Here is a 23,866-nt window from a genome sequence, read left to right on the forward strand (position 1 = left end):
TGTAAAATGATTACACATATTTCTGATATAAAACTACAAACGGTTTCCATAGAAGGGGTAAAACAAGTTTATAAGGACATATTATCTTTTCCAATAAAAATAGAAACAGCATCATTTATTCAATTTGAAGTAACACCTTATACAACAATTAGTTTTCAAGAAGTGTATGAACCAATTGCACCTGCACATTTTGCTTTTGAAATCTCATATTCAAAATTTCATGAAACAGCAAGATGGCTTGAGGAGTCTGGATTACTCATTGCGAAATGGAAAGATGGTCATATAATTGATGAAGAGGATGGTCGATTCAATTTATACTTTAAAGACGGAGATGGAAATCTACTCGAAATTATCGCACATAGATATGTTAAAGAAGATGTATTAGTACCGCAGTCACCTTTAAATATTTTATATGTAAGGGAAATTGGTCTTCCTGTTAAAAGTGTACCTATTTTTAGGGAATGGCTGAAATCAAATCTAAATATGAAAACGATGGAAGATGGGGATATTTTTAGCTTTGTAATAGGCTGCACTGCATACATTGTTGCAACGTGGTGGCAGCGACCATGGATTCCGATTGCGATGAAAGCTTTGCCACCGAAAGTACACGTTTCTTTCGGAACACCAGACGGCGCATTTTTACAGCGAATCCAAAATAACTTTAAGAAAAATAGTGTATCATTTGAATGTAAACGTAATGAAGTATCATTTATTGAGCAAGGATATACATTTTCAATTGTGCATACACCACATTTTCCTTCCGATATTCCTAGTAAATTAAACTTACCACTTTCTATTTAAGGATAGAAAGTGGTAAGTTTTTATATTTTCGTAGAGAAGGGTTTCCGCATAATTACACTGAATTTATATAGGAGTATAAGGTGTCAGCTTAATTTATAGTAAGGAGGGAAATGAATTGAATTTAGGAAATCCGATAGCTAATGGGAATACAGCAGAAATCTATCTCTATGATAGTAAGGTTGTAAAATTATTTAAAGAATATCTTCCAGATACAGAGTCTATAAATGAAGCAAAAAAACAAAAATATGCTTATTCATGCGGGGTACCAGTTCCAAACGTATTTGAAGTGACAAAGATAAAAAATAGACAGGCAATTATTATGGAATACGTAAAAGGAGATAGTATTGGTAATCTCCTGCTAAATAATTTAAATGAGGCAGAGCATTACATAAATATTTGTGTGAATGAACAAAAGAAGATTCATTCTATTCGTGTGAACACAGATGAAATAGAATCAATGAGAGAAAGGTTAGAGCGACAAATTAAATCTGTTTATAAATTGGATGAAAAACAAAAGAGAAATATATTGAATAAGTTACATTCAATCAAATTTGGACCTAGATTATGTCATGGGGATTTCCATCCGTTTAATCTAATTTTGAGTAATAAGAGCGTAAATATTATAGATTGGGTTGATGCTAGTTCAGGTGACATTCGCACAGATGTGTTTCGAACATACTTGTTGTACTCACAATCTTCGGTAGAATTAGCTGAAATGTATTTACATATTTATTGCAGAAATACTGGATTAACGAGAGATGAAATTTTTCAATGGGCACCTATTATTATTACGGCTAGAATATCTGAAAATGTAACGGCTACAAACATTGAATATTTAAATGATTTGGTAGCGCGGCATTGTAAGTAAAGAAAAGCTCTTCCTAAATTCATTTTTTATTATATCCGTTCTAACAATGCAATTGGATGAGTAAGGTTATTGAGATTTGTAATCGGATATTACATTTGTAAAGAAGGAGTCCATTTTATGAAAACTGATGAAGCAATTTCAATGCATACTGAATTTGAGCAAGTTGCTCCGGCACTACAGCTTTCGAAACTACATAAGCGTTTCGGAGAATTTATTGCAGTTAATCATATTGATTTAATTGTGCCAAGAGGATCTTTTTACGGAGTTGTTGGGCCTAATGGAGCAGGGAAAACTACATCTTTATCAATGACCGTTGGTTTGTTACGACCAGATAGTGGGAGCGCAAAAGTTTTTGGAATTGATGTTTGGAGTAATCCAAAACAAGCTAAAACGCTGATTGGAGTATTACCAGATGGGTTAGCTTTACCGGAAAGACTTACTGGTCGCGAATTATTAACATATATGGGATTGTTAAGAGGAATGAATGCCAAGGAAGTTGCTCAGCGAACAGAAGAATTACTTACAATTTTAGAGTTAAATAATACTGAAGGGACTCTAGTTATTAATTACTCTACTGGTATGCGTAAGAAAATCGGTCTTGCACTTGCACTTCTTCATGCGCCGAAATTACTTGTTCTCGATGAACCGTTTGAGGCGGTTGACCCTATTTCTGCAGCTACTATCAAAAAGATTTTACAGAAATTTGTTAGTTCGGGTGGTTCAGTAGTATTTTCAAGTCACGTCATGGCGTTAGTTGAAAAACTTTGTGATCACGTTGCAATTATATCAAAAGGAAGAGTGGTTTCTTCAGGAACAATGGGAGATGTTTGCGGTGAAGAAACTCTCGAAGACATTTTCGTTCAGTTAATAGGGATTCCTGCAGTTAAAGGAGAGGAACTGTCTTGGTTAGTGTTTTGATTCGAATGAAGTTATCTATCCTTAAAAATTCAATGAATAGTGGTAAAGCAGTTCTTTTCATTATTACAGGAATAGTTGGTTTATTGATTGCAATTGGAACCATGCTACTTTTTTCTTTTTATCCTACGGAACATAACGTTTCACATAGTATTCTTTACATTGCATTTGCTCTGTGGACAGTAGGGTGGGTTTTGGGTCCAATTATCGCTGGGGGAGATGGAATATTACGTCCTGAATATTTCGTGTTGCTTCCATTTACTCCTTATAAATTTGCTAGGGCGTTACTTGTTGTAGCTTTTATAGGATTAGGACCAATCGTTAGTTTAATAGCCTTCATAGGACTATTCATTTACGCAGCTAGGGTTAGCATATATGCAACTATAGTTGCAGTTCCAGCAATTATTTTACAATTAATATTTGTAGTATTGTTATCAAAAGTAGTAGTTAGTATTATTGGTGAGACGTTGAAATCAAGGATTGGCATGGAAGTGGGAGCAATGCTCTTTGGTTTCATTATAGCGTTTCTAAATGTGGGATGGTATGTACTTCCTGCTATTAATAAGATGACACTTAGTGATTCAACTTTACATTACATGTTTCCGTCTAGTTGGGCGATACTCGCTGTAGAGTATGCGATTCAATCCAATTGGCTATTAGCTTTTGTTTTTTTAATGCTTTTAACAATATTATGTGGATTTCTCTTTTTTATATGGACAACATTATTGATGAAAAGTACAGTGACTAAGAAAATCAAAGGAAGGATTATTACTAATAAACATAGAAAATCTTTACGTTTCTTTTCAGAAACGAAAATGGGAGCAACAATTACGAAAGAATTAAAAAGTTGGGGAAGAGATCCACAACGAGGCCGTTTCCTCCGGATGGGTATTTGGATAGGGGTATTTTATGGTATTTTAGTTACAAGCGCTAATATATCGTACTTAATGCCTTGGGCAGGGATAATTATGATTGTATTCACAAGTATGTTTTCCTGTAATATATATGGTTTCGAGGGGAGTGCATTATGGTTAACTTTGACGACACCTGACGCAGAACGAATTGATGTGCGTGGCCGTCAATTTGCATGGTTGCTAGCAGTTGGTCCAATTACAATTTTAACAACAATTATTTTCACGATTTCTAGCGGACTTACTTTCATTTATCCTTGGGTATTTACAGTAATACCAGCATTACTTGGTGGAGCTGCAGGTCTTATTATGTTATTTTCTGTATTTAACTTAGTACCAATAACTGATCCTCATCGCCGCGGGAGAGGGAGTGTTATCTCAGGTGATGATATGAATGCGAGTAAAATGTTTATAACAACGTGGTTAATGATGGTGATGGTACTAGCAACAACTATACCCGCTTTGTTAGTTGTATGGCTTGGGACATTACTACATGTACAGCTCTTACAATGGCTAGGTGTGTTGACTGGCATTTGTACAGGAATGTTTTTTGCTTGGTGGTTTGGGCGAATTGCTTACTTAAAACTTGAAAAAAGTGGATCTGAATTGCTATTTGAAATGAAGAATGGCATGAAAATATTGCGTGATGATAACAAAAAGAAAGATAACGGAAAAGCAGTTGAATTACCTAAGAAAAAACTAGCTATTGTTGTTCTTTTAGTATTTATGGGTATCTTTTTTTTGATTCATCAAAGTGTAGTCCCGTTAATTTTTGAGATATTTAGTGTAGATGATAAAGTTCGTCTTTTCTTTCTACCGCGCTATGTTCCACATATTGTTCGTATTCCTATAATCATCTTATTTGCTATATTAGGTATAGTATCTTTGTATAAAGCAATTGTAATTAAGAAAAAACATAGGAAGGAACATCAATTTATAAAAGATGAAATGTAGAATACCATTTAAAATAAATTAGTAATTATAGGATGTTGTTCAACTATCATTACCATGTAGTTGAACAACACTTATGTTAAATATTAATGAGAGAACGATTATTTTCAATCTTCATCCTATAAAGGTTCATTATCCGTATTTGTTCCTCAGTTAATTCCTCTTTATCCCAATACATATGCATTAAACTATATTCAAAAATCTCCTTTAATTTTATAAACAAAGGAAGTTTTTTTATCATTTCTGTAGATAGTTCATTTTCTTCTTGATATCCATCAAGTATCGCTTTTGTAATAGAATTTTTATAGTCAACAATATTCCCATTTCCAACAAATGAGTATTCTATCGCGCTATAGATTGGAACTGCTAAATCGAATATGTAAAAATGTTTTTCACAGTCTTGAAAATCAATCATTGTTAAGTTTGTATTGTTTTCAACTAAAATGTTTTCTAACCATAGATCCCCGTGAATTAATCCATAATTTGAAGTGGATTTTTGTAGCTCTTTTATAGAATTTAAAACGTCAGATGCAATATCCCTAATAATAGTTTCTTCTTTAGGGATATACTTAAGAAAATTATATTCTTCATTTTCATACCAATCGTTTATATGTTTAACCTGTGTAGTCTTTTCAAAGCTTTTAGAAATACGGTGTAATTTTCCGATTTGTTGACCAAGCTTTTTAAATATAGTAGAATTCCATTCGCACCTTGGTAAATGTATACCAGGAGCAGATTTATATAATACTGTAAAAAGCTCCTTGTCTAATGTTAATTTTTCTACAAGATTCCCTTGTAAAGAAGGGAGTATTGGTGGAACATCTAAGCCGTTTTGGTATAAAAAATTCGTATATGTAACTTCTTCTAATTGTTTTTCATATGTTTTATAGTTTGTAATTCTAATGAAGTAAGTACCTTGTTCTGTAAGACATTGATACATTTCATTTGTTATGGGTTTAATGGTAATAAAATGTAACGGATATTGTTCATTTATAAAGTGAAGTATTTCTGTTTCTAGCTTGTTCATTGTAACGTCCTTTCCAAATTTGAATTTTTTAACGAGAGGATTAAAGAATCATAATTTACAAAATTCTTGTTTAACTTTTGAAATCCTTTAAAATGAAATATCATGTAATTTATTTGTTAATAATTAGTAAGGTTTTGCCCAAATATTAGTTTACGGAAATTGAAAATTTAATAGAAGGATGACAAAATAAGATAGCTGAAAAAATATAAAATTAACACTTACATATAGAGTCTAAAGGTTTTAGTGAATGGCTCACGTTATAATACACAAGAAATATCAAAAGAAGGAAACGAATTTCTCCTATACTTTTAAATAGGGAGTGAAGGAAATGAATGAACATATACAGCAGATGATCGATTGGATTGAGGGCAATTTGAAAAAGGGATTTTCATTAGATAATTTATCCCGTTATATGGGGTATTCTCCGTATTACTGTTCTTTTAAATTTCACCAAGTAACAGGCATTAGTATTAGACGCTATATTCTTTTGAGCAGATTGTATTTATCTACGGAGGATTTGACGAATGATAGAAAGATTATAGATATTGCATTGGATTACGATTATTCTTCGCAAGAGGCTTACAGTAGAGCTTTTAAGAATGTTTTTGGAATGAATCCAAGAGAATTCCAGCTTAACAAAATGCCTATTCAATCATTTATTAAACTAAAAATAGAAGGAGAGTTTAAAATGAATATTTCTAGAAAAATAGAAGTTGAACAGTTACGAAATGAAAATAGTGAGTTGTTTGATAAAGATGTACTTAACATATTGAATGGCCAAATGATGTATGAAGAATTTAAAACTGAGAAGCTAATGGGTGAGTCTTATTATGCTCCATTTAACGAAGCGATGTGTGTGAATCCCGCTACTAAACATGTTTTTAATGAAGAGTTTATTAAAACAAGAGCAGAAGGTCATAACAGTTCAGTAGAAAGTTATAAAAAAAAGGTTATAGATCCGTTAGAAAAACTTTTTGCGAAAAAGTATAAATGTATTGTTTTATGGTTTGGTGAAGATATGTTTTGCCAAATGAATCTACTTGCTTTACTTTCATACCTTGAACAGTCTTGTTATGAAGGGAAAGTATACTTAAATAGTTTCAGGGAGGATGAATTTAAAGTAAATCAAATTGAACTTGAATTGGGTAATTATTCTACTATATACAATGAAGTATTAGTAAACCATAAAAAGACTTCTCATAAGGTACCACCTGTAATGTATCAGGCTATAGACTTATTTTTAGAAATGCTAAAAGAAGATAATATCGTAATGAAATTTATCTCTAAAAATCAAGGTTTATCAAATCAAGAATTATTAATAAAGTTGTTTCAACTTTTTCCAAAAATCGGATATGGTGATTCTCAGTACATAGAATTAATAAATAAAATAAAGAAGAAAGCTGAACCTAAAATATAGGAACAGCTACCTTCTTACAATTGTTCAAGTAACGCTAATTCGCCCTCTACAAATAACATTAGTTCTTTAATTGTTTCGCCAGAAAAATCAAAACGAATTCCAGCTGCTTCATATACTTCCGGTAAAGATTTAGAGCTACCTAATGATAAGGCTTTTTTATAATTTTCTAGTGCTTGTTTAGGATTTTCTTTATATTGCTTATACATTTGTAGCGCACCAAGTTGTGCAATTGCATATTCAATGTAATAGAATGGTATCTCGAATATGTGTAGTACAGGTAACCAGCCAGTTGCGATCCAATTTTCATAACCCTCAATATTTACGATGTTCGATTGGTAAGCGTTATGTAATTCTAAATATTTTTCATTTCTTTCTTTAGCGGTATGATTAGGGTTTTCATACATCCAATGCTGAAATTGATCAACGATAAGCATTTGTGGTAAATACTTAACAATATCTTTAAAGAAATCTAATTTTGCTTCTATAAATTCTGCTTTATTTTCATAAAAAATATCCCAATACTCCATCGAAAACAATTCCATTGTCATGCTAGCAAGTTCTGCTGATTCTGAAGGGATTTCTAAATATTTATGAAGCTCTAACTGCTTCATACAATCATTATGAATACTATGACCCATTTCATGGAGGAAAGTAGTAACATCATCATGTGTATGATTGAGATTCATAAAAATAAAAGATAATTGAGAAGCAGGCAAATATTCGCAAAATCCTCCTGGTCCTTTTCCTTTACGACTTTCTAAATCTAAGCAATTATTTTTATGCATACGGTCCAGTAATGTAGAAAATTCAGGATCTACTTTGTGTAAAATAAGAGAACTTTTTTCGAGTAAATCACTCGCGTCTTCGATAGGTTTTAATGCTTTTTGATTTGGTGCGGTTGCTTTTAAATCCCATGGACGAAGGGTATCTACTTGAAGTTCACATTTTTTCTCATTAAATATTTTATCAATAAGTGGTACTACGTATTTACGAATAGATTCAGCAAGCTCATAGCAGTCATCAGGCGTATAATCAAAACGTTCATGTTTTTTAAACATATAATCACGATAATTATCTAACTGAATGTTTTTTGCTTTTTGGTGACGAATTACGATTAATTCATTTAATATATGTTGTAATTTATCTTCAACAGATAAGAACTTTTCGGAAATAAGCGTTTTTGCTTTTTTTCGTATATCACGATCTGAATCTTGTAAGTAAGACTGTAGTTCAGTAATTGTTTTTTCTTCACCGTCCCATAGTGCAGTTAAACCACCTGTAATTTCGAAGTACTCTGTTACTAGTTTGTCTTCAGTTATCTCTAAATCAATGTTCTTTTCACAAAATAATGTTTGCGCATTCTTTATTTTTTTATTTAGTAAGCTATTCGTATTTAGATCAAGTTCCATTCGAAAAGGTGACTCTAAATATTTATTATCAAATGAATTTTGATAACGTTTCAAAAGAGGTCGTACATATTGTTGATCATATTCGTAAGTATCTTTAATTTTTTTATTATCTGTATTACATTGGAAAGCGATATAGTGCGATTTTAATTGTTCTTCAATTTCCCAAATGAAAGTAGATTGTTTTTTTAACCAGTTTTCAAGTTCTAGCTTGGAAGAAATCACTTCATTTAATAAAGTAGAAAGAGTATTTTCTAATTCTAGTACATTACTAATATCAATCGTATTTACACGTTGCAATATATATCCCTCACTTTTTATTTACTTAAGGAAGTATTCTTCTTCTTTACTACAATCCCTTTTTTTCCTAAGAAGTTTGTGCCCACTACTCCAAGAACAATCAAGATTGTTCCGATGATGTGATAGTATGCGATTTGTTCATGTAAGAATACAACACCCGCGATAATTGTAATAAGTGTAGATAAGTTGCTGAAAACACTTATTTTAGCTGCTTCAATATAAGATAACGAATAGTTTAATAACAATGCGGTTAGTAAAGAAGATAGCAAACCTAAATATAAAATGGAAATAAGAAATGTTCCGTTCATAAATGGTTTAAAGTATATAGTTAATGTCCCTTTGTTTATATGGCTGACGATAGCAATTAAATTAAAACTAATAAAGCCAATCGCTGTCATTGTGTAGGTTAAATCCATTAGCTTGAAATTATTCGCCATTTTTCGTGCTAATACATTATAGAAAGCAGATGATAATGCCGATAACAAAATAAGAATAACGCCGATGACGCTAGTTTCATAAGCCCCTAGACCATTCATTATAAATATATAAATGACACCGATGACGGAGATGAGTACAGAGATTTTTTGTGATGTATTCGTATACTCTTTCAAAAAATAGGAAGCTAACATCATCGTAAATATAGGGATCGCCGCTTGTATAATTCCCGCCTCAGATGAACTTGTATACACTAAGCCAAAAGCTTGAAAAGCAAAAAAAAGTGCTGGATAAAATATCGCAATTGGTAAAAGGGAAAGTATGTTTTTTAATGATATATTTAACTTTACGAATCCAAAAATAACCGGAATATTTGCTGCTATGAAAGCAACTGTAAAACGATGAGCCAGAGTATCAAGAGGGCTTGTAATGGTTAGTGTTAGTTTCACGAATAAAAAGGAAAATCCAATAATAAATGAATAGAGTAATGCTGATATATATGCTTTTGTTGTATTTTTCATAATTTCACCTCATAGTAGTTAATTTCTTACTGGCCAGTATACGTACATAGTAATCTTTTTGATCTAGTGCTACAATGTGAACAAATACAAACTGTACCGGTACAAAATAAACGTAAGAGGTGTCATAGTGTATAAGTATTTACATGTTTTAAATGATATAGAAAACATGATTCAACATGGAGTGATAAAAGAAGGAAAGAAATTACCGTCTATACGGTCACTCGTTACACAATATGAATGTAATAAAGCAACAGTTATACGAGCACTTCACGAATTAGAAAAGCGTCATATTATTTATTCCGTGCCTCAAAGTGGGTACTACGTTGTTAAAAAATCTGGAAATACCATAGAAAATAACGTGATAATTGATTTCGCTTCTTCAGCACCAGATCCAGATGTTTTCCCATATTTAGATTTTCAACATTGTATTAATAAGGCTATTGATACGTATAAAAATGATTTGTTTGTATATGGAACGCCGAAAGGGTTACCATCTTTAATACCAGTTATTCAAAAACAACTAGCAAATTATCAAGTCTTTACAAAAGAAGAAAATATTTTTATAACGTCAGGTGTTCAGCAGGCACTTGCTATATTAACTTCTATACCATTTCCGAATGGAAATGAAACTGTATTAATTGAACAACCAACATATCATCTATATATTGATTATCTAGAAATAAATAAAGTTCCTGTAATCGGTATTAAACGTACGAATGAAGGTATCGATTTGAATGAATTGGAGCAAATATTTCAAACCGGAAAAATAAAATTCTTCTATACGATACCGAGATATCATCATCCGCTTGGAACGTCTTATTCTAAAGATGAGAAAGAAAAAATCACACTATTGGCTAAGAAATACAATGTATTTATAGTGGAAGATGATTATTTAGCAGATTTAGAAACTGATTCAAAAGCAGATCCGTTATATAGCTTGGATAATTGTAGTCATGTCATATATTTGAAAAGTTATTCGAAGATTATTTTTCCAGGATTACGGGTTGGAGTTGCGGTCATCCCACGATCCATTGCAAATGCTTTCTATACATACAAAAAAATACTAGATATTGATAGTCCGATGATTTCTCAAGCGGCTTTAGAAATTTATATAAAGAGTGGTATGTTTGAACGTCATAAAAGTAAAATTAATTCTTCCTACTACAATAGATCAATAAAACTAGCAGAAACATTAGAAAAAGTGCAAAATGAAAATTCATCATTATTTACATATAATAGACAAAACACACTTGGAATACACACTTGTTTAGAAATGCAGAAAAACATAGTTACAGAAACACTTATACAAAAATTAGGTGACATTCAAATAAGTGTCGATACTATTGATAAGAATTATATGAGGGATTTTCCTAAAGAAAAACTATTAAAATTAAATGTTTCGAATGTAAAAGAAGATAAGATTGAAGAAGGTATTCGTAAAGTAATTGAGGAAATCAAGCAATCAAGACAGTTGGATTTTCAGTTTAGAAAGGAATAATTTGAATTAGGAGGTTTGTTGTGAGATTGTTTTACAATTAGTTACTCCAGATGGAGAAGCCTATATGAGGAAATATGATAGGAAGCATATACCAGAGGTTATAAAGCTGAATAAAATGAAACGATTACGGAGAAAAGTAGCAGTTGTGGCCGGAGCAACTATATATGTAACTGAATAACTATATGTTTTTTAAGAGCACTCTTAGCAAAAAGTGCTCTTTTTCATTAATGTAAATATTTACTTAGCATCTTTTTAAAATGATTTTTATCATAATTTACATATTGCGTAGCTGTATTTCGTATTGAATCTCCCGCGTAAAATCTTTCGTATAATTCGTGTCTTGATCCTAATGGGCTTCCAATAATATCCCAGGCTAACTTAAATAATTTTGTGCGTTGTTCGGCATCTATATTTGTTCCTTTAAAGTGCTTTTTCAATAAATCATCTATTGGACTCTGGAAGTCATTCGAGCTCGAAGGAAGTTGAATGAAACCACCTGCTCCAATTAATTGTAAAATTTCTATTGCACGGGGATAATATTTGGAACCAAGATTCCTTGCAGTTTCGATATATTTAAATTTCGGCAAATAAGTTTTTGTTTCATTTGTAGTACCTTCAACTTCTGCAGCAATTAAAAGTGCGCGAATTGTTTCGATTTGCATAATTAATTCTCCAAGCTTCTCTTGAACATGCAAATAAGTAGTAGCACCAATCGCTTCAGCAATTTCACAAGCAATTGCAGTTATAAATTCTAGCTTTACTACTAATCGTACAATTGCTTGGTGATAAGCTAAACTACTAGAAGCTATATCTGACTTTATTGCCCATAACGCTTCAGGGTTGTTATATAGTAAGACACGTTCCCATGGTACAAATACATTATCAAAGATTAATAGTGCATCCATTTCATCGTACTGTGAGCTAAGAGGGGAATCAACTGTAATTGAATGTGTATTCGCAAATGGTTCTCTACAAACCATATGTAATCCAGGAGAATTGGCTGCCACAATGAGAAAGTGAGCTAAATCTTTTTGAGTATCAGTCAGTTTTGCTAATGGATAGATTAATAAATCATTTGAATAAGGAGAAGCAGTACCGATCATTTTAGCACCACTTAAATAAATTCCGTCAGAAGTTTTCTTCGTAACTCTTAGTAATCCTAAGTCATTTGTATTCAACATTGATTCTGTAGATCGATTTATTTGTGGATCACGTTGAACTACGCTTAAGAACAAGTGATTATCTCTCGCTTCTTCATAATAAGATGTAATTTTATCTGGAAACTGTACATCGAATTTTTTATAAAAATATTTTGATACGTACCAGCCGGTAAGTCTCGATCTTGCGTAATCAGATAGTCTACTCATTACACCGTCTGTAGCATAACTCCACGTTTCAAAAGCGGTTCTCCTCATTAATAATTCGTTATAGGAATTCGGAATTAAAAAGGCTGTATGGACAAATTCTTTCGTTTTTGGGCTAACATATCCAATAGAATCTCTTCGTATTGGATCATCAAACAATGAAAATAAATTAGAAATGGTACTTAATGTTCCTGCAAAATGTTTGTCTGTAGTTACATCTACTTTTTGTCCATATAGCCAAACGTTACGACCATCTTGTAAGCTCTTTATATAGTAATCTTTCAAATTTTGCATATTTCCTCCTTCTAAAGACTATTCATATATTTGGACATCTTTTAATGGGGGGGAATATACGTGGAAAGTTATTACTGCCGAATCTGTAGCATTATACATTTTATGCACAGTATCTTTTTTTACTGTGAAAATATTTCCCTCTGTAAACTCTTCAATCCGCTCGCTATTATTTTCGTACGTTATATTTTGTAGCGTACCATTGACTATTAGTATACATCCTACAGATATTCCGTGATCGTGCACAAAAGTCTTTGCTTTGCTGGGGAAATTTAATACTAAAATCTCTACAAATTCAGACTGATAGATAACGTTCCGTCCGTATTCAAGATTAACTGGTGAAGTAATAAAAGGAGATATTTTATGAAGTGAAATATTTAATGATTGAATAGCGTGTATTAAATTGACCGTATCGTAGTTACATAGGTTATTAAACGTTTTTTGTATGTTATGAATCAATTGCATGTAAAACTTCCTCCTAAGCATGTACAGTAAAAGAAAACCTAATCTAATATTATATAGAGCGTATTGAATTACATAATATTGTATTGAAACATTTCCAAAAAGTTACTTCTTTTACTTAGGAAGTTCATTTAATTTGAAAATTGCGGTAATTATTTCCGTTAAAATGATATGCTTGAACTATATATTTTTTATCCCGTTAAATCCCGACTGGTGAGGGCTGATAATCAGTGGAGGATGAACAAACCCCCCACTGATTAAAGTTTCACTTTATTGGAAAGGTGATGAAATAAATGGCAGTTCTTTTAGTGGAAAATCTATATCAAATGTCTATTGTTTTACTGATTTTATGTTCATTTTGTTTTTATAGATATTTAAAGAAAATAAAAAAGGAAAGAAAGCTTACAGGTTTTGAAATTACGATGTATATCGTTACGCAACTTGCGTATTTCATTTGGGCGGCAACAACTTTTCTTAAAATGTTATCAGAATAGTAATCTTAAAGTGTTAGATGCTGAACAGTAATGTACAGGAGCAGTAACGGTATAAACGTGGGCAAGGGTAATTTCTCTAGTGGGTAAATAAATATAGTCGATAACTAGATGGATAACAATATTACTTATAACATCTTTATAAAAAGAGAGGATATAAATGGAACAATATAAATTAATTTTAAAAGGGCCTAAACAACTCAAGTGGGAAATAAATGAAATTAAGGACATACAGGACGATGAAATTATCGTTAAAACAATCGCAGGAGCGATAAGCATTGGGGCCGAGTTACCACAGTATAATGGATCCGATGTTACGGAAACGAATCCTTTTTATCCAAGAAAAACTGGATATGAAAGTTATGGTGAAGTGATTCAAGTTGGTAATAAAGTAACACATGTAAACGTAGGTGATAAAGTAGTTTCTTTTTATGGACATGAAACGATAGGGATAGTTAAGGGGCATAAAGTAATCCGAGTGCCTAGTTCTATACAACCTAAAGTTGCTTTATTATCTATTCTTTCGTGTGATGCCGCTAAAGGAGTATTGAAACTAAACCCGCGACAGGATGAAAAAGTACTTATAACTGGAATGGGAGTTATTGGTTTACTCGCTTGTAATTTCTTAAAATACTATGTAGGCATTGAGCACGTGGATGTTGTTGAGCCTAATAAAAATAGAAGAGATTTTGCAAAGAAGTTTGGTGCGAAAAACATATATGATTCAGAAGAGAAAATAATAGAAACATATAATTATGGTTTTGAATGTTCTGCTACAAATAGTGGGTTCCATACTTTGCAAAAAACTCTTAAAACTAATGGTGAAATATGTATACTGTCTGATGGTAATATAGAAGAACTAACATTAACTGCTAACTTTTATCAGAAAGAATTGCAAATCATTGGATCAAGTGATGGATCCGATTATCAAAAGCATGCAGATTGGTTTTTTGAAGAAATAGGAAAAACACCATTTATAGAAGAGATCTTTCAACATGAAATACATTATACTTCACTCATAGAATGCTTTGATGAATTGAGTTTAGGGATAATTAAACCATTAAAAGTATATGTTTCATATGAATAACGAAAAAAATGAGTAAATATTTGTCACATACCTCACAAATGTTTCGTCACATTTATGATTACTAAATGAGGAGGAACATATATGAAAATATTTGTAGCAGGTGCAACTGGTGTAATAGGACGTTCTTTATTACCACTGTTAATAAAAAATGGGCACACGGTGTTTGCGATGATCCGTAATACTTCGCAAGTAGAAGCAATGAAAAAGGTTGGTGCCATACCAGTAATAGCTGATGTATTTAATAGAGAGGCTGTATTTTCTGTATTAGAAGAAACAAATCCCGATATAGTTATTCATCAATTAACGTCATTGTCATCATGGAATTTTGAGGATAATGCAAAAATTAGAACAAAAGGCACTCGTAACCTTGTCGATGCAGCTAAAAATGTAGGGGTACAGAAAATAATCGCTCAAAGTATTTCATGGGCGTATGAACCAGGGGATACATTTGCGACTGAAAAAGATTCACTACATATTACTGCTTCCGCGCCTCGGCAAGTCACTGTTAATGGCATATTAAAATTAGAAGAAGCTGTTACTGAGTTACCTGAATCGGTTATACTTCGTTATGGCACATTATATGGCCCAGGAACATGGTATGCGGAAAACGGATTAATAGCAAATCAAGTTCGTAATAATGAGATTATCGCATCAGACGGGATAAGTTCGTTTATACATGTCGAAGATGCTGCAAGAGCTACTATGCTAGCTCTTAATTGGCCTTCAGGAATCGTGAATATTGTAGATAGTTATCCAGCAACTAGTAAAGAATGGTTACCAATATATGCAGCAGCGATAGGAGCACCTAAGCCTAAAGTTCAAGATGGGAAAAATAGTTGGGAAAGAGGAGCTTCCAATAATAAGGCACGTAAAGAGTATAGTTGGATACCTTTATTTCCAGCATGGTCTGAAGGATTTAACAACTTAATAGGTAAGTAAAACACAACTTTAATGGGAATGATAGTAAAATACACCATTAAAGGATTGGATTATTATGAATATAATTTGGGAAAGTATTATATTAACTTTTACTGGAATAATTGTTTTGAAAATGACAGGTAGTGCATCTGTCAGCCAAATGACAAGAGCTGAAATCATTATAGTTGTATCAATTGGCCGTATTATTGTAGAACCTGTATTAAGTAGAAAAGTAGTCCCATCTATATTCGCGGCCATCATATTTGCAAGCATACTACTTATCATTCATTTCTTTGAATTGAAATCAAGGAAGGTGGAACAACTTCTAAATGGAAGTAGCATTATAATTGTTGAAAACGGAGAGATTGTAAAAGAGAATTTGATTCAGGCAAAAATGTCGGAGCAACAACTATATATGCAATTAAGAGAAAAAGGGATCCATGATGTAACGAGTTTACAGCAAGTTACAGCGGAACCGAATGGGCGTATTGGTTATCGATTAATAAAAGAAGCAGAACCAATAACTTTAGAAATGTTAGAAAAAGTATTAGATCGGTACAATATAAAAAGATAATTTCTCGTGAGAAAAAGCCAATTTTTTAACGATAAAATGTAAGAGAGAACTATAATTAAAAGTTATTAAGAATTATTAAAGATGTTTATATATTGATTATGCACAAATAAAAAGGACAAGCATATAATAGAAGTACCTATTAACTTTAAGTAACCTTAACTTTCGTTAATAGGGTATCTCAAAATCCCCAAAAGAGCACTTGCGGAAACAAGTGCTCTTTTATTTTTTTGTTTCATAAATATTTATACTTGCAAATTTCGTTCAATAAAAATAAATCTGAGAGAAATAACCATATCTTTATTATACGATTATTTCTGAACTACAAACGTTATAGCATTTGTTTTTAATTGAATGTGTCTTTCATTACGAACCATATTATAAGCTAATTCTTTTATTTCAACTTTTACTTCTTTCCATCCTTTATAAATACTTTTTAATAGATGTATCATTTCATCAGTTGGGAGATTAATTTCAATTAAAGCTTCTAATTCTTCATTCGTTTTTAAAACAATTTCTTGTATGTTAGAGTTAATAATTAAACAATTAATACCGCCGTTTTTTGTCCCTTGTTTCATAGAATGGAGCACTTTTTTAAAATCTTCTTTTGATTTAACATGCTCTAAACTTGATACTGCAACGATATAATCATAAGCGTTAGAGTCAATATGATAGTTTTCAATTTCTGCTTGTTCTGTTTTTATAACCTCGAATACATCATGTTCTTTACTATAAATTTTTAGCTTTGTTAAAGCGGAATCAAGTAAATCAACACATGTAACAGTGCCATTATAATTTTTTATTATTTGTGCAATTGGAATGCTATTTCTACCGATGCCAGAGCCAAGATCAAGTACTTGCAAGTTGTTTTGTCCTTCAAAGTGATCCATCAAGTCCATAACTGTTTTAACCGGTTTGTACAGCCAAGAGCCAATTTCAAATAGTTTATATTGTTCATAGCAAAGGTCGTGATATTTCTTTTCTTCTTGTCTTATGTAATCGATACGGTTCACATTGTTTCAGCTCCAATATTTTTATTGCAAAATGAATAGGTGGGACAGCCTTTAACATTTGTTTGAATTCGAAAAATACCACCAGCATGTGGATACTCTTTTAATTCGTCATCAGTCATTCTTGTTCTGGCTGTTGTAATATATAAATCTGTTAAATTAGGCCCTCCAAATGTACATGATGTTACATATAAAGCTGGAATTGGAATGCTTAATATTTTTTCTCCAGTAGAGGGATTCCATCTAGTTATTTTTGAACCTCCCCAATGTGCAATCCATAAACAGCCGTCTTCGTCAATTGTCATACCATCAGGTAGACCATCATTTTCAGAGAAAATGATTACATCAATTGGATTATGAATGTCTCCAGTACGTATATTATATTGATAGCGAACCACTTTTTTAGTAGGTGTATCTATAAAGTAAAAGTATGTATGATCAGGTGACCAAGCAATTCCATTTGATGTATTTACATGTGAAACTTTTTTCTCTACACTTAAATTATGATGTAAACAATACAAGGAACCTGCAGCATTCATACCGTATGTATCTGTAGAACCTGCCCAGAAACGACCAGCTGGATCACATTTTCCATCATTGAAACGATTTTCTATTAAATGTGGTTCAGGGTCAAAAATATGTGTCAGTTTTTCTGTATTTACATTAATAGAATAAAAACCGTTTTCCATAGCTAAGAGTAGTGTATCCTCTAAATATGGAACAACGCAGCCGATTTGTTGATTGAGTGCAATTACTCGGTTCGTATTAGCGGTAGGATTGTATATGCATAATTTTCTCTCCGTAATATCAACCCAATATAAAAGTTGCTTTTTTTCATTCCAACATGGTCCTTCAGCTAAACTTGCTTTAGCATCTAAAACTAATTCTATATTACTGAACAAGATGTTCACCTCGCGTTATAAGATATTAATATAATTCGATAAGAATAGAGGTAAACCTTTTAGTCAAAGGATATTAAAATTTATGCTGTAGAAAAATGACCTTCTCACAAGTGATTAAAAAAGTGTATAAACAAGGAGAGGAAAATGCATATGATGTTTTATGAGATTGTTTGCTTTTCTTGTAAGAATATATTTCGTGTTTACGAAGGCAGTGAAAAATATAAGCGATTTAAAGAAAAACCAAACGGGGCATATTGTTGTGATGAGTGTAGTCATAAAATTCAATTAGAAGCGATAAAGAATTTTTTTAGGTAATTATATGTTTTTGATTCGGAAAAGTTTGACAATAAAAGTGTTATAAATTATCATATTAAAAAAACTAATATTTAAAATGGCATGGAAGAGAAGAGTAGTTAAGAAAGAATACGTACAGAGAGCTCTGGTAGCTGAGAAAGAGCGGTATACATCTTAACGAAAAAAGACTTGGAGCTGCGCAAGGAACTAATTTATTTAGGGATGGTGCGACGGGTTCTCCCGTTATAGAGATAGGGTATAAGCATATTTTGCCGTACCTGAAGAGGTTAATATGGTGACATATTAACAAACTGAGGTGGTACCGCGAAGCTAACAACTCTCGTCCTCAAGATGAATAATCTTGGGGGTGGGAGTTTTTTTATTGCATAAAACTGAGAATACGAAAACAAAAAATAATTGAGGTGAGCAATAAATGCATTGGGCGTATGAAGTAGCACATGAATTAATTAGGAAACATCCAAATAAAGAAACGTTTGTTTGTGCATCTGGAATTAGTCCTTCAGGTTCTGTTCATATTGGGAACTTTCGTGAAATCGTAACGACTTATTTCGTAGTAAGAGCACTTCAAGGTTTAGGGAAAAAGACTCGTTTTATATTTTCGTGGGATGATTATGATCGATTTAGAAAAGTTCCAAAAAATATTGATCCATCTTTTGCAAAGTATATTGGTATGCCATACTGTGATATTCCAGATCCGTATGGATGTCATAACTCGTATGCGGAGCATTTTGAAAAAGAGTTTGAAACATCGCTTCAAGCATTTGGAATTGAAGTAGAATTTATTTATCAACATGATGAATATAGAAGTGGAAGGTATAACAAAAATATTTTAGAGGCTTTGTATAAACGAAAAGAAATATATGATATTTTAATGGATTTTAAAACTGGAGAGTGTAGTGAAGAAGAGCGAAACAATTTTTATCCAGCTACATTATATTGTGAGAGGTGTGGAAAAGATACAACAACTATTACACATTTTGATGAAGTATTAAAAACAGTCCGGTATGAATGTGAATGCGGAAATGAAAAAGAATTATCCGTATTAAATACAAATAAAATGAAACTAAACTGGAAAATCGATTGGCCGATGAGATGGATGATAGAGGATGTTATTTTTGAACCGGGTGGAAGAGATCATTCATCAGAAACGGGTAGTTATAATGTATCAAAAGAAATTGCAAGGAAAATATTCAATCGTGAAGCGCCTCATTACGTTGCTTACGATTTCATTGGTATTAAAGGGAATCATGAAAAAATGTCTAGTTCTTCAGGGAATAGCATTACACCAAGCGATTTATTGAAAGTGTATATACCAGAAGTAATTCTCTTTATGTTTGCCAAATACAAACCAGGCGCTGCTTTTCATATTGGGTTGGATGAAGATGTGATTCGTAATTATACAGAGTATGAACGATTGAAAGATAGCTATGAAAATAAAACGCTCAAAAATGAAGATTTATTTGATGCAATTAAACTCTCTAAAGTTGATAGGCAGTTTAAAGAATATCCGAGATTTAATCAAGTAGCAGGAACGTTACCGCTATTAAATTTTGATTCATCTATTTTACAAGATACATTAGAAAAAATAGATAGAAGTTATACATTAGATGCTATGATAGCGATATGTAACCGCGCAGAGTATTGGATAAAAAACTTTCAATCTGAAAAATTAATTGCGGTAAATCGAGAGAGAAATACAGAGTTTTACAACACATTAGATGAAAGACAGAAAGAATGGTTAGTAAAAGTTTGCAATATACTTCGTTCTAACAAAGATTACTCTAACTTAATGGAGCAATTGTATTCGATTTGCCATCATGACAATAAAAAAATAATGAAAGAAAATCAAAAACAATTATTTATTATTATTTATAAGCTCATTATGAATCAGTCTAGTGGCCCACGTATATCGTTATTAATACATGTGGTGGGCATCGAAAAATTCATCTCATTACTAGATTTCTAAAATAAAGCTAAAAGAAACGCAAGTACTTAGACATCTAAGTACTTGCGTTTCAAATTTTGCTAGCGTGAATACATTTTTGGACATTCATCACCACTTGGTTCATAAAAACAATGGCTTTTAAACTGTCCTACAAATGGCTGATTATACCATTCAGGTGGACAAGCTCCAACTGGACGGAAATACCAAAGAGCCCATCGTGCAGGCCAGCGCCATTCACCTTGTAAAACTTTTCGTGCAATTTCTTTTTCTGATTCACGAGCGCGTTGATAAAAATATCCATATTGTACTGCTTCAAATCCGCCGGGGCTTTGATATACAGCGTCGCGTACGGTACGGAGTTGTTTAAAATCTAAGCAATCACAAAATACACGGTTTACTACAACGCATCCAACTAACTCCTCACCTTGGCGCCCTTCGCCTTCAGCTTCAGCACGAATTAAACGAGCTAGTAAATCAACATCACTTTCGTTGTATGGAATAAGGGGCATAGTGATACCACCTTTCTGTTATAGTAAAGAGTGTATGTTATAAAACAATCTGCGTGCTTTTTTACATAAAAATAACATTTAATTTTAAGAGGAGCTTGTATAAAAAGAGCTAATTAGTAATAGTAGATAAATATAAAAGGGAGAGGTATTATGTATCGAATTCATAAAGACCATATCATTTACTCAATGTCACCAGAAAATAAGCCTTGTATGGAAGTGGAAATTGGGAGCAGTCTTGTATTTGAAACATATGATTGCTTTGAAAATCAAATCGATTCTGAAGATGTTGTGTTTCAAGAATTAGATTGGAACCGAATTAATCCAGCGACTGGACCTGTATATGTTAAAGGAGCAGAACCTGGCGATATATTAGCCGTAACGATTGAAAAGATTAAAATTGCAGAGCAGGGCGTTTTAACTACAGGTGCAAACCTTGGTGTAATGGGTGATGAGTTAAATGAAAATACAGTGAAAATTGTCCCAATACATAATGAACATGTTTTGTTTTCAAGTGAACTACAAATCACGATTAATCCAATGATTGGGGTAATTGGTACTGCACCGAAAGAAGAGAGCATTTCATGTGGCACACCGCATGATCATGGCGGGAATATGGACTGTAAAGAAATTAAAGAAGGAACAACATTACTACTACCAGTTAATGTCCCAGGAGCACTATTAGCGTTAGGTGATTTACACGCAGCAATGGGTGATGGTGAAATTGGTGTTAGTGGTGTAGAGGTTGCTGGTGAGGTAACGGTAACAGTTCAAATTATAAAAGAAAAGAAATGGCCGTTACCAATGGCTATTCAAAAAGAAAAAATGATGACGATTGCTTCAGAGAAATTGTTAGATGATGCAGCAAGTCGTGCTGTACATAATATGGTGACATTTTTACATGAAGAATTAGCAATGTCTAAAGCTGATGCAACTCTTTTATTATCGGCAGCAGGTAATTTAAAAGTTTGCCAAGTTGTGGATCCGTTGAAAACGGCGCGTATGGAATTAGGGATGGATTATGTGGAGAAACTAGGATTTACTTTTAGTAAATTTCATATTAAATAGATAAGGGACGAAAAAGGATACTTTTGTATAAAAGCATCCTTTTTTAATTTACGGATTTTGTGAAAAGAGGTAGTATTTATTTTATATAAGTATATTTGAGATTGTGGATTAAAAAGGAGTTCAATAATGGTCAAAATTATGATTGTAGAAGACGATATGAAAATTGCAGAACTATTATCAAAACATGTTGCGAAATATGGTTATCAAGGAGTTATTGTATCGGACTTTCAAAATGTATTAGACATTTTTTTAGATGAACAACCAGAGTTAGTTTTATTAGATATTAATTTACCGAGTTTTGATGGGTACTTTTGGTGTCGTCAAATTCGCGGTGTTTCTACATGTCCGATACTATTCATTTCGGCCCGTGAAGGTACGATGGATCAAGTTATGGCGTTAGAAAATGGTGGCGATGATTTTATTCCGAAGCCTTTTCATTATGAAGTTGTAGTGGCGAAAATTCGTAGTCATTTAAGACGTGCATATGGAGATTATGCACCGAAACTAGAAGAGCGAATGATTGAGCAACAAGGCCTTTGTTTATATCCTGAAAGACTTGTATTGAAACTTAGAAACGAAGAGATTGATATAACGAGAAACGAAGCTATTTTATTAGAGACATTAATGAAAAATTATCCGCGTGTTGTGAGTAGGGAAGTGTTGTTAAATAAATTATGGGATAGCGAATCTTATGTTGATGATAATACATTAAGTGTAAATACAACACGTGTGCGTAAAAAGTTACAAACGTTACATATAGAAGGTGCGATTGAAACGATTCGTAGTGTTGGATATAGATTGCATATTACTTGGGATACTGGTATAGAAAAATGATAAGGTTGTTTATACGTGATCATATACCACTTATTTGCTTTACTATAATTCAACTACTAGCTATATTTCTCGTATATTGGTTTGATGGGCATAATCATATTACAACGGCGTTATATGCAATGTTTCTAGGGGCTTTCTTTATGGGAAGTTATTTAGTGTTTCGTTATTTTACACATCGTTCTTTTTATGAGCGCTTAGCAAACCCGATGCAATCTTTGGATGAATCTGTTCAAAAATCTGATTTTGCAGCTGTATCGGCTGCTCTTCAAGAACTACTTGAGGTGCAATATCGACATTATCAAAATCAGCTGCAAATGCAAGAGAGAAAAAATAATGACCATTTAACCTTTATGAATCAGTGGATTCATCAAATGAAAACACCTTTATCTGTAATAGAATTAATTACACAGGATGAAGTAGATTCACGTTTTGAAAGTATAAATGAGGAAACTGATCGATTAAAAAAGGGATTAGAAATGGCTCTGTATGTCGCACGTTTAGAAGCATTTACACAAGATTTTTATGTAGAAAGAGTACAACTACATAAAATAGTGAATGATTCGGTACATGAGCATAAACGGTTCTTTATCCGGAATTTTGTATATCCAGAGCTTGAAATTGATAAGGACATTACTGTAGAAAGTGATGCGAAATGGTTACAATTTTTAATTGGGCAAATACTATCGAATGCGATTAAATATTCATCAGGTAGTAGAGAAAAGATTAAAGTGAAAGCTTGTAAGGAAGGTAATACCGTTATACTTGAAATTGCTGATAATGGCGTAGGTATACCGAAGCAAGATTTACCAAGAGTCTTCAAACCTTTCTTTACAGGAGAAAACGGTAGAGATTTTAAAGAATCAACAGGAATGGGGCTATATCTCGTATATGAAATTACGAAGCAATTAGGACATAGTGTAGAAATCCATTCAGAAGTTGATAAAGGTACGGTAGTACGAGTAATATTTTTTAATGTGTAAAAAGTGATCAAGGCTAAAGAACGTTGGAGATAAGTTTTTTAGCCTTGTTTTGTATTTTTTAAAAGTTTTCAT

The 23,866-nt window shown here is 32.4% G+C and carries 23 protein-coding genes and 1 other annotated feature; of the genes, 15 read left to right on the forward strand and 8 right to left on the reverse strand.

What is annotated here, in order from left to right:
* Positions 1 to 6 precede the first annotated feature (6 nt).
* From BHV55_RS12765 to BHV55_RS12780, 4 genes are all read left to right on the forward strand, one after another.
* Positions 7 to 801 carry a VOC family protein gene (locus BHV55_RS12765; RefSeq protein ID WP_000627917.1) on the forward strand — a complete coding sequence of 265 codons (795 nt, stop codon included), beginning with the start codon at positions 7 to 9 and terminating at the stop codon, positions 799 to 801.
* Positions 802 to 916: 115 nt separating this feature from the next.
* Complete coding sequence (locus tag BHV55_RS12770) at positions 917 to 1,669, forward strand: phosphotransferase family protein (RefSeq protein WP_070758160.1); 753 nt, start codon at positions 917 to 919, stop codon at positions 1,667 to 1,669.
* A 117-nt stretch (positions 1,670 to 1,786) separates the two neighbouring features.
* Positions 1,787 to 2,587, forward strand: coding sequence for an ABC transporter ATP-binding protein (locus BHV55_RS12775; protein WP_070758162.1), 801 nt, complete (start codon positions 1,787 to 1,789; stop codon positions 2,585 to 2,587).
* Complete coding sequence (locus BHV55_RS12780; protein WP_000255380.1) at positions 2,572 to 4,449, forward strand: hypothetical protein; 1,878 nt, start codon at positions 2,572 to 2,574, stop codon at positions 4,447 to 4,449. The genes BHV55_RS12775 and BHV55_RS12780 overlap by 16 nt, the downstream gene beginning before the upstream one ends.
* A 76-nt stretch (positions 4,450 to 4,525) precedes the next feature.
* Here BHV55_RS12780 and BHV55_RS12785 read toward each other — a convergent pair whose 3' ends face one another.
* On the reverse strand, positions 4,526 to 5,473 hold the full coding sequence (locus BHV55_RS12785; RefSeq protein ID WP_001037136.1) for a phosphotransferase enzyme family protein: 948 nt from the start codon (positions 5,471 to 5,473) through the stop codon (positions 4,526 to 4,528).
* Between the two features lie 328 nt (positions 5,474 to 5,801).
* Here BHV55_RS12785 and BHV55_RS12790 point away from each other — a divergent pair, with 328 nt between their 5' ends.
* Positions 5,802 to 6,890, forward strand: a complete 1,089-nt coding sequence (locus BHV55_RS12790; RefSeq protein WP_001002090.1) for a helix-turn-helix domain-containing protein — start codon at positions 5,802 to 5,804, stop codon at positions 6,888 to 6,890.
* Positions 6,891 to 6,904: 14 nt separating this feature from the next.
* On the opposite strand, the gene BHV55_RS12795 is transcribed toward BHV55_RS12790, so the two are convergent.
* Together BHV55_RS12795 and BHV55_RS12800 are read right to left on the reverse strand one after the other, a co-directional pair.
* Positions 6,905 to 8,596 (reverse strand): M3 family oligoendopeptidase, encoded by a 1,692-nt coding sequence (locus tag BHV55_RS12795; RefSeq protein ID WP_048568109.1) that lies wholly within the window; start codon positions 8,594 to 8,596, stop codon positions 6,905 to 6,907.
* Between the two features lie 17 nt (positions 8,597 to 8,613).
* Positions 8,614 to 9,552 carry a DMT family transporter gene (locus tag BHV55_RS12800; RefSeq protein WP_000799577.1) on the reverse strand — a complete coding sequence of 313 codons (939 nt, stop codon included), beginning with the start codon at positions 9,550 to 9,552 and terminating at the stop codon, positions 8,614 to 8,616.
* A gap of 127 nt (positions 9,553 to 9,679) precedes the next feature.
* On the opposite strand from BHV55_RS12800, the gene BHV55_RS12805 reads away from it, so the two are divergent.
* Complete coding sequence (locus BHV55_RS12805) at positions 9,680 to 11,050, forward strand: aminotransferase-like domain-containing protein (protein WP_048568108.1); 1,371 nt, start codon at positions 9,680 to 9,682, stop codon at positions 11,048 to 11,050.
* Positions 11,051 to 11,274: 224 nt separating this feature from the next.
* Here BHV55_RS12805 and BHV55_RS12810 read toward each other — a convergent pair whose 3' ends face one another.
* Together BHV55_RS12810 and BHV55_RS12815 are read right to left on the reverse strand one after the other, a co-directional pair.
* Positions 11,275 to 12,708, reverse strand: coding sequence for a 4-hydroxyphenylacetate 3-hydroxylase family protein (locus BHV55_RS12810; RefSeq protein ID WP_001180375.1), 1,434 nt, complete (start codon positions 12,706 to 12,708; stop codon positions 11,275 to 11,277).
* Positions 12,709 to 12,726: 18 nt separating this feature from the next.
* A complete protein-coding gene (locus BHV55_RS12815; RefSeq protein WP_001176004.1) occupies positions 12,727 to 13,170 on the reverse strand; it encodes a cysteine dioxygenase in 444 nt (147 codons plus the stop codon).
* Positions 13,171 to 13,460: 290 nt separating this feature from the next.
* On the opposite strand from BHV55_RS12815, the gene BHV55_RS12820 reads away from it, so the two are divergent.
* The 4 genes from BHV55_RS12820 to BHV55_RS12835 all read left to right on the forward strand — a co-directional run bounded on the left by BHV55_RS12820 (position 13,461) and on the right by BHV55_RS12835 (position 16,237).
* The gene (locus BHV55_RS12820) at positions 13,461 to 13,661 is read left to right on the forward strand and encodes a hypothetical protein (RefSeq protein ID WP_000279694.1); all 201 of its coding nucleotides are present in this window, start codon (positions 13,461 to 13,463) and stop codon (positions 13,659 to 13,661) included.
* A 157-nt stretch (positions 13,662 to 13,818) separates the two neighbouring features.
* Complete coding sequence (locus BHV55_RS12825; RefSeq protein ID WP_000438841.1) at positions 13,819 to 14,745, forward strand: zinc-dependent alcohol dehydrogenase; 927 nt, start codon at positions 13,819 to 13,821, stop codon at positions 14,743 to 14,745.
* Positions 14,746 to 14,826: 81 nt separating this feature from the next.
* Entirely contained in the window at positions 14,827 to 15,684 is an 858-nt protein-coding gene (locus tag BHV55_RS12830) for an NAD-dependent epimerase/dehydratase family protein (RefSeq protein WP_070758164.1), read from the forward strand.
* Between the two features lie 55 nt (positions 15,685 to 15,739).
* On the forward strand, positions 15,740 to 16,237 hold the full coding sequence (locus tag BHV55_RS12835; protein WP_070758166.1) for a DUF421 domain-containing protein: 498 nt from the start codon (positions 15,740 to 15,742) through the stop codon (positions 16,235 to 16,237).
* A 308-nt stretch (positions 16,238 to 16,545) separates the two neighbouring features.
* Here BHV55_RS12835 and BHV55_RS12840 read toward each other — a convergent pair whose 3' ends face one another.
* Positions 16,546 to 17,247, reverse strand: a complete 702-nt coding sequence (locus BHV55_RS12840; RefSeq protein ID WP_070758168.1) for a class I SAM-dependent methyltransferase — start codon at positions 17,245 to 17,247, stop codon at positions 16,546 to 16,548.
* Positions 17,244 to 18,146 carry an SMP-30/gluconolactonase/LRE family protein gene (locus tag BHV55_RS12845; RefSeq protein ID WP_070183878.1) on the reverse strand — a complete coding sequence of 301 codons (903 nt, stop codon included), beginning with the start codon at positions 18,144 to 18,146 and terminating at the stop codon, positions 17,244 to 17,246. Before BHV55_RS12845 ends, BHV55_RS12840 begins: the two co-directional genes overlap by 4 nt.
* A 144-nt stretch (positions 18,147 to 18,290) precedes the next feature.
* Here BHV55_RS12845 and BHV55_RS12850 point away from each other — a divergent pair, with 144 nt between their 5' ends.
* The gene (locus BHV55_RS12850) at positions 18,291 to 18,461 is read left to right on the forward strand and encodes a DUF2197 domain-containing protein (protein ID WP_000551047.1); all 171 of its coding nucleotides are present in this window, start codon (positions 18,291 to 18,293) and stop codon (positions 18,459 to 18,461) included.
* A gap of 73 nt (positions 18,462 to 18,534) precedes the next feature.
* Positions 18,535 to 18,791 (forward strand) — a binding site (T-box leader).
* 82 nt (positions 18,792 to 18,873) lie between these two features.
* Positions 18,874 to 20,427, forward strand: a complete 1,554-nt coding sequence (gene lysS / locus BHV55_RS12855) for a lysine--tRNA ligase (protein WP_000558626.1) — start codon at positions 18,874 to 18,876, stop codon at positions 20,425 to 20,427.
* Positions 20,428 to 20,486: 59 nt separating this feature from the next.
* On the opposite strand, the gene BHV55_RS12860 is transcribed toward lysS, so the two are convergent.
* Positions 20,487 to 20,915 (reverse strand): cell wall hydrolase, encoded by a 429-nt coding sequence (locus tag BHV55_RS12860; protein ID WP_001128398.1) that lies wholly within the window; start codon positions 20,913 to 20,915, stop codon positions 20,487 to 20,489.
* A gap of 150 nt (positions 20,916 to 21,065) precedes the next feature.
* Here BHV55_RS12860 and BHV55_RS12865 point away from each other — a divergent pair, with 150 nt between their 5' ends.
* The 3 genes from BHV55_RS12865 (at position 21,066) to BHV55_RS12875 (ending at position 23,794) form a co-directional block, all read left to right on the forward strand.
* Entirely contained in the window at positions 21,066 to 21,980 is a 915-nt protein-coding gene (locus BHV55_RS12865) for an acetamidase/formamidase family protein (protein WP_070758170.1), read from the forward strand.
* A 126-nt stretch (positions 21,981 to 22,106) separates the two neighbouring features.
* Positions 22,107 to 22,814 carry a response regulator transcription factor gene (locus BHV55_RS12870; RefSeq protein ID WP_000238969.1) on the forward strand — a complete coding sequence of 236 codons (708 nt, stop codon included), beginning with the start codon at positions 22,107 to 22,109 and terminating at the stop codon, positions 22,812 to 22,814.
* Positions 22,811 to 23,794: a sensor histidine kinase gene (locus BHV55_RS12875; protein WP_002103134.1), complete on the forward strand. Its 984-nt coding sequence runs from the start codon at positions 22,811 to 22,813 to the stop codon at positions 23,792 to 23,794. Before BHV55_RS12870 ends, BHV55_RS12875 begins: the two co-directional genes overlap by 4 nt.
* Positions 23,795 to 23,866: the final 72 nt, after the last annotated feature.

Source organism: Bacillus sp. RZ2MS9, assembly GCF_001816185.2.
Classification (GTDB): domain Bacteria; phylum Bacillota; class Bacilli; order Bacillales; family Bacillaceae_G; genus Bacillus_A; species Bacillus_A cereus.

What these genes read in the sequence shown, in the direction of transcription:
- BHV55_RS12765 (WP_000627917.1), top strand. Translation starts at nt 7, where the DNA reads ATGATTACACATATTTCTGATATAAAACTACAAACGGTTTCCATAGAA.
- BHV55_RS12775 (WP_070758162.1), top strand. Translation starts at nt 1,787, where the DNA reads ATGAAAACTGATGAAGCAATTTCAATGCATACTGAATTTGAGCAAGTT.
- BHV55_RS12785 (WP_001037136.1), bottom strand. Translation starts at nt 5,473, where the DNA reads ATGAACAAGCTAGAAACAGAAATACTTCACTTTATAAATGAACAATAT.
- BHV55_RS12790 (WP_001002090.1), top strand. Translation starts at nt 5,802, where the DNA reads ATGAATGAACATATACAGCAGATGATCGATTGGATTGAGGGCAATTTG.
- BHV55_RS12800 (WP_000799577.1), bottom strand. Translation starts at nt 9,552, where the DNA reads ATGAAAAATACAACAAAAGCATATATATCAGCATTACTCTATTCATTT.
- BHV55_RS12810 (WP_001180375.1), bottom strand. Translation starts at nt 12,708, where the DNA reads ATGCAAAATTTGAAAGATTACTATATAAAGAGCTTACAAGATGGTCGT.
- BHV55_RS12815 (WP_001176004.1), bottom strand. Translation starts at nt 13,170, where the DNA reads ATGCAATTGATTCATAACATACAAAAAACGTTTAATAACCTATGTAAC.
- BHV55_RS12820 (WP_000279694.1), top strand. Translation starts at nt 13,461, where the DNA reads ATGGCAGTTCTTTTAGTGGAAAATCTATATCAAATGTCTATTGTTTTA.
- BHV55_RS12825 (WP_000438841.1), top strand. Translation starts at nt 13,819, where the DNA reads ATGGAACAATATAAATTAATTTTAAAAGGGCCTAAACAACTCAAGTGG.
- BHV55_RS12830 (WP_070758164.1), top strand. Translation starts at nt 14,827, where the DNA reads ATGAAAATATTTGTAGCAGGTGCAACTGGTGTAATAGGACGTTCTTTA.
- BHV55_RS12835 (WP_070758166.1), top strand. Translation starts at nt 15,740, where the DNA reads ATGAATATAATTTGGGAAAGTATTATATTAACTTTTACTGGAATAATT.
- BHV55_RS12850 (WP_000551047.1), top strand. Translation starts at nt 18,291, where the DNA reads ATGCATATGATGTTTTATGAGATTGTTTGCTTTTCTTGTAAGAATATA.
- lysS (WP_000558626.1), top strand. Translation starts at nt 18,874, where the DNA reads ATGCATTGGGCGTATGAAGTAGCACATGAATTAATTAGGAAACATCCA.
- BHV55_RS12860 (WP_001128398.1), bottom strand. Translation starts at nt 20,915, where the DNA reads ATGCCCCTTATTCCATACAACGAAAGTGATGTTGATTTACTAGCTCGT.
- BHV55_RS12865 (WP_070758170.1), top strand. Translation starts at nt 21,066, where the DNA reads ATGTATCGAATTCATAAAGACCATATCATTTACTCAATGTCACCAGAA.
- BHV55_RS12870 (WP_000238969.1), top strand. Translation starts at nt 22,107, where the DNA reads ATGGTCAAAATTATGATTGTAGAAGACGATATGAAAATTGCAGAACTA.
- BHV55_RS12875 (WP_002103134.1), top strand. Translation starts at nt 22,811, where the DNA reads ATGATAAGGTTGTTTATACGTGATCATATACCACTTATTTGCTTTACT.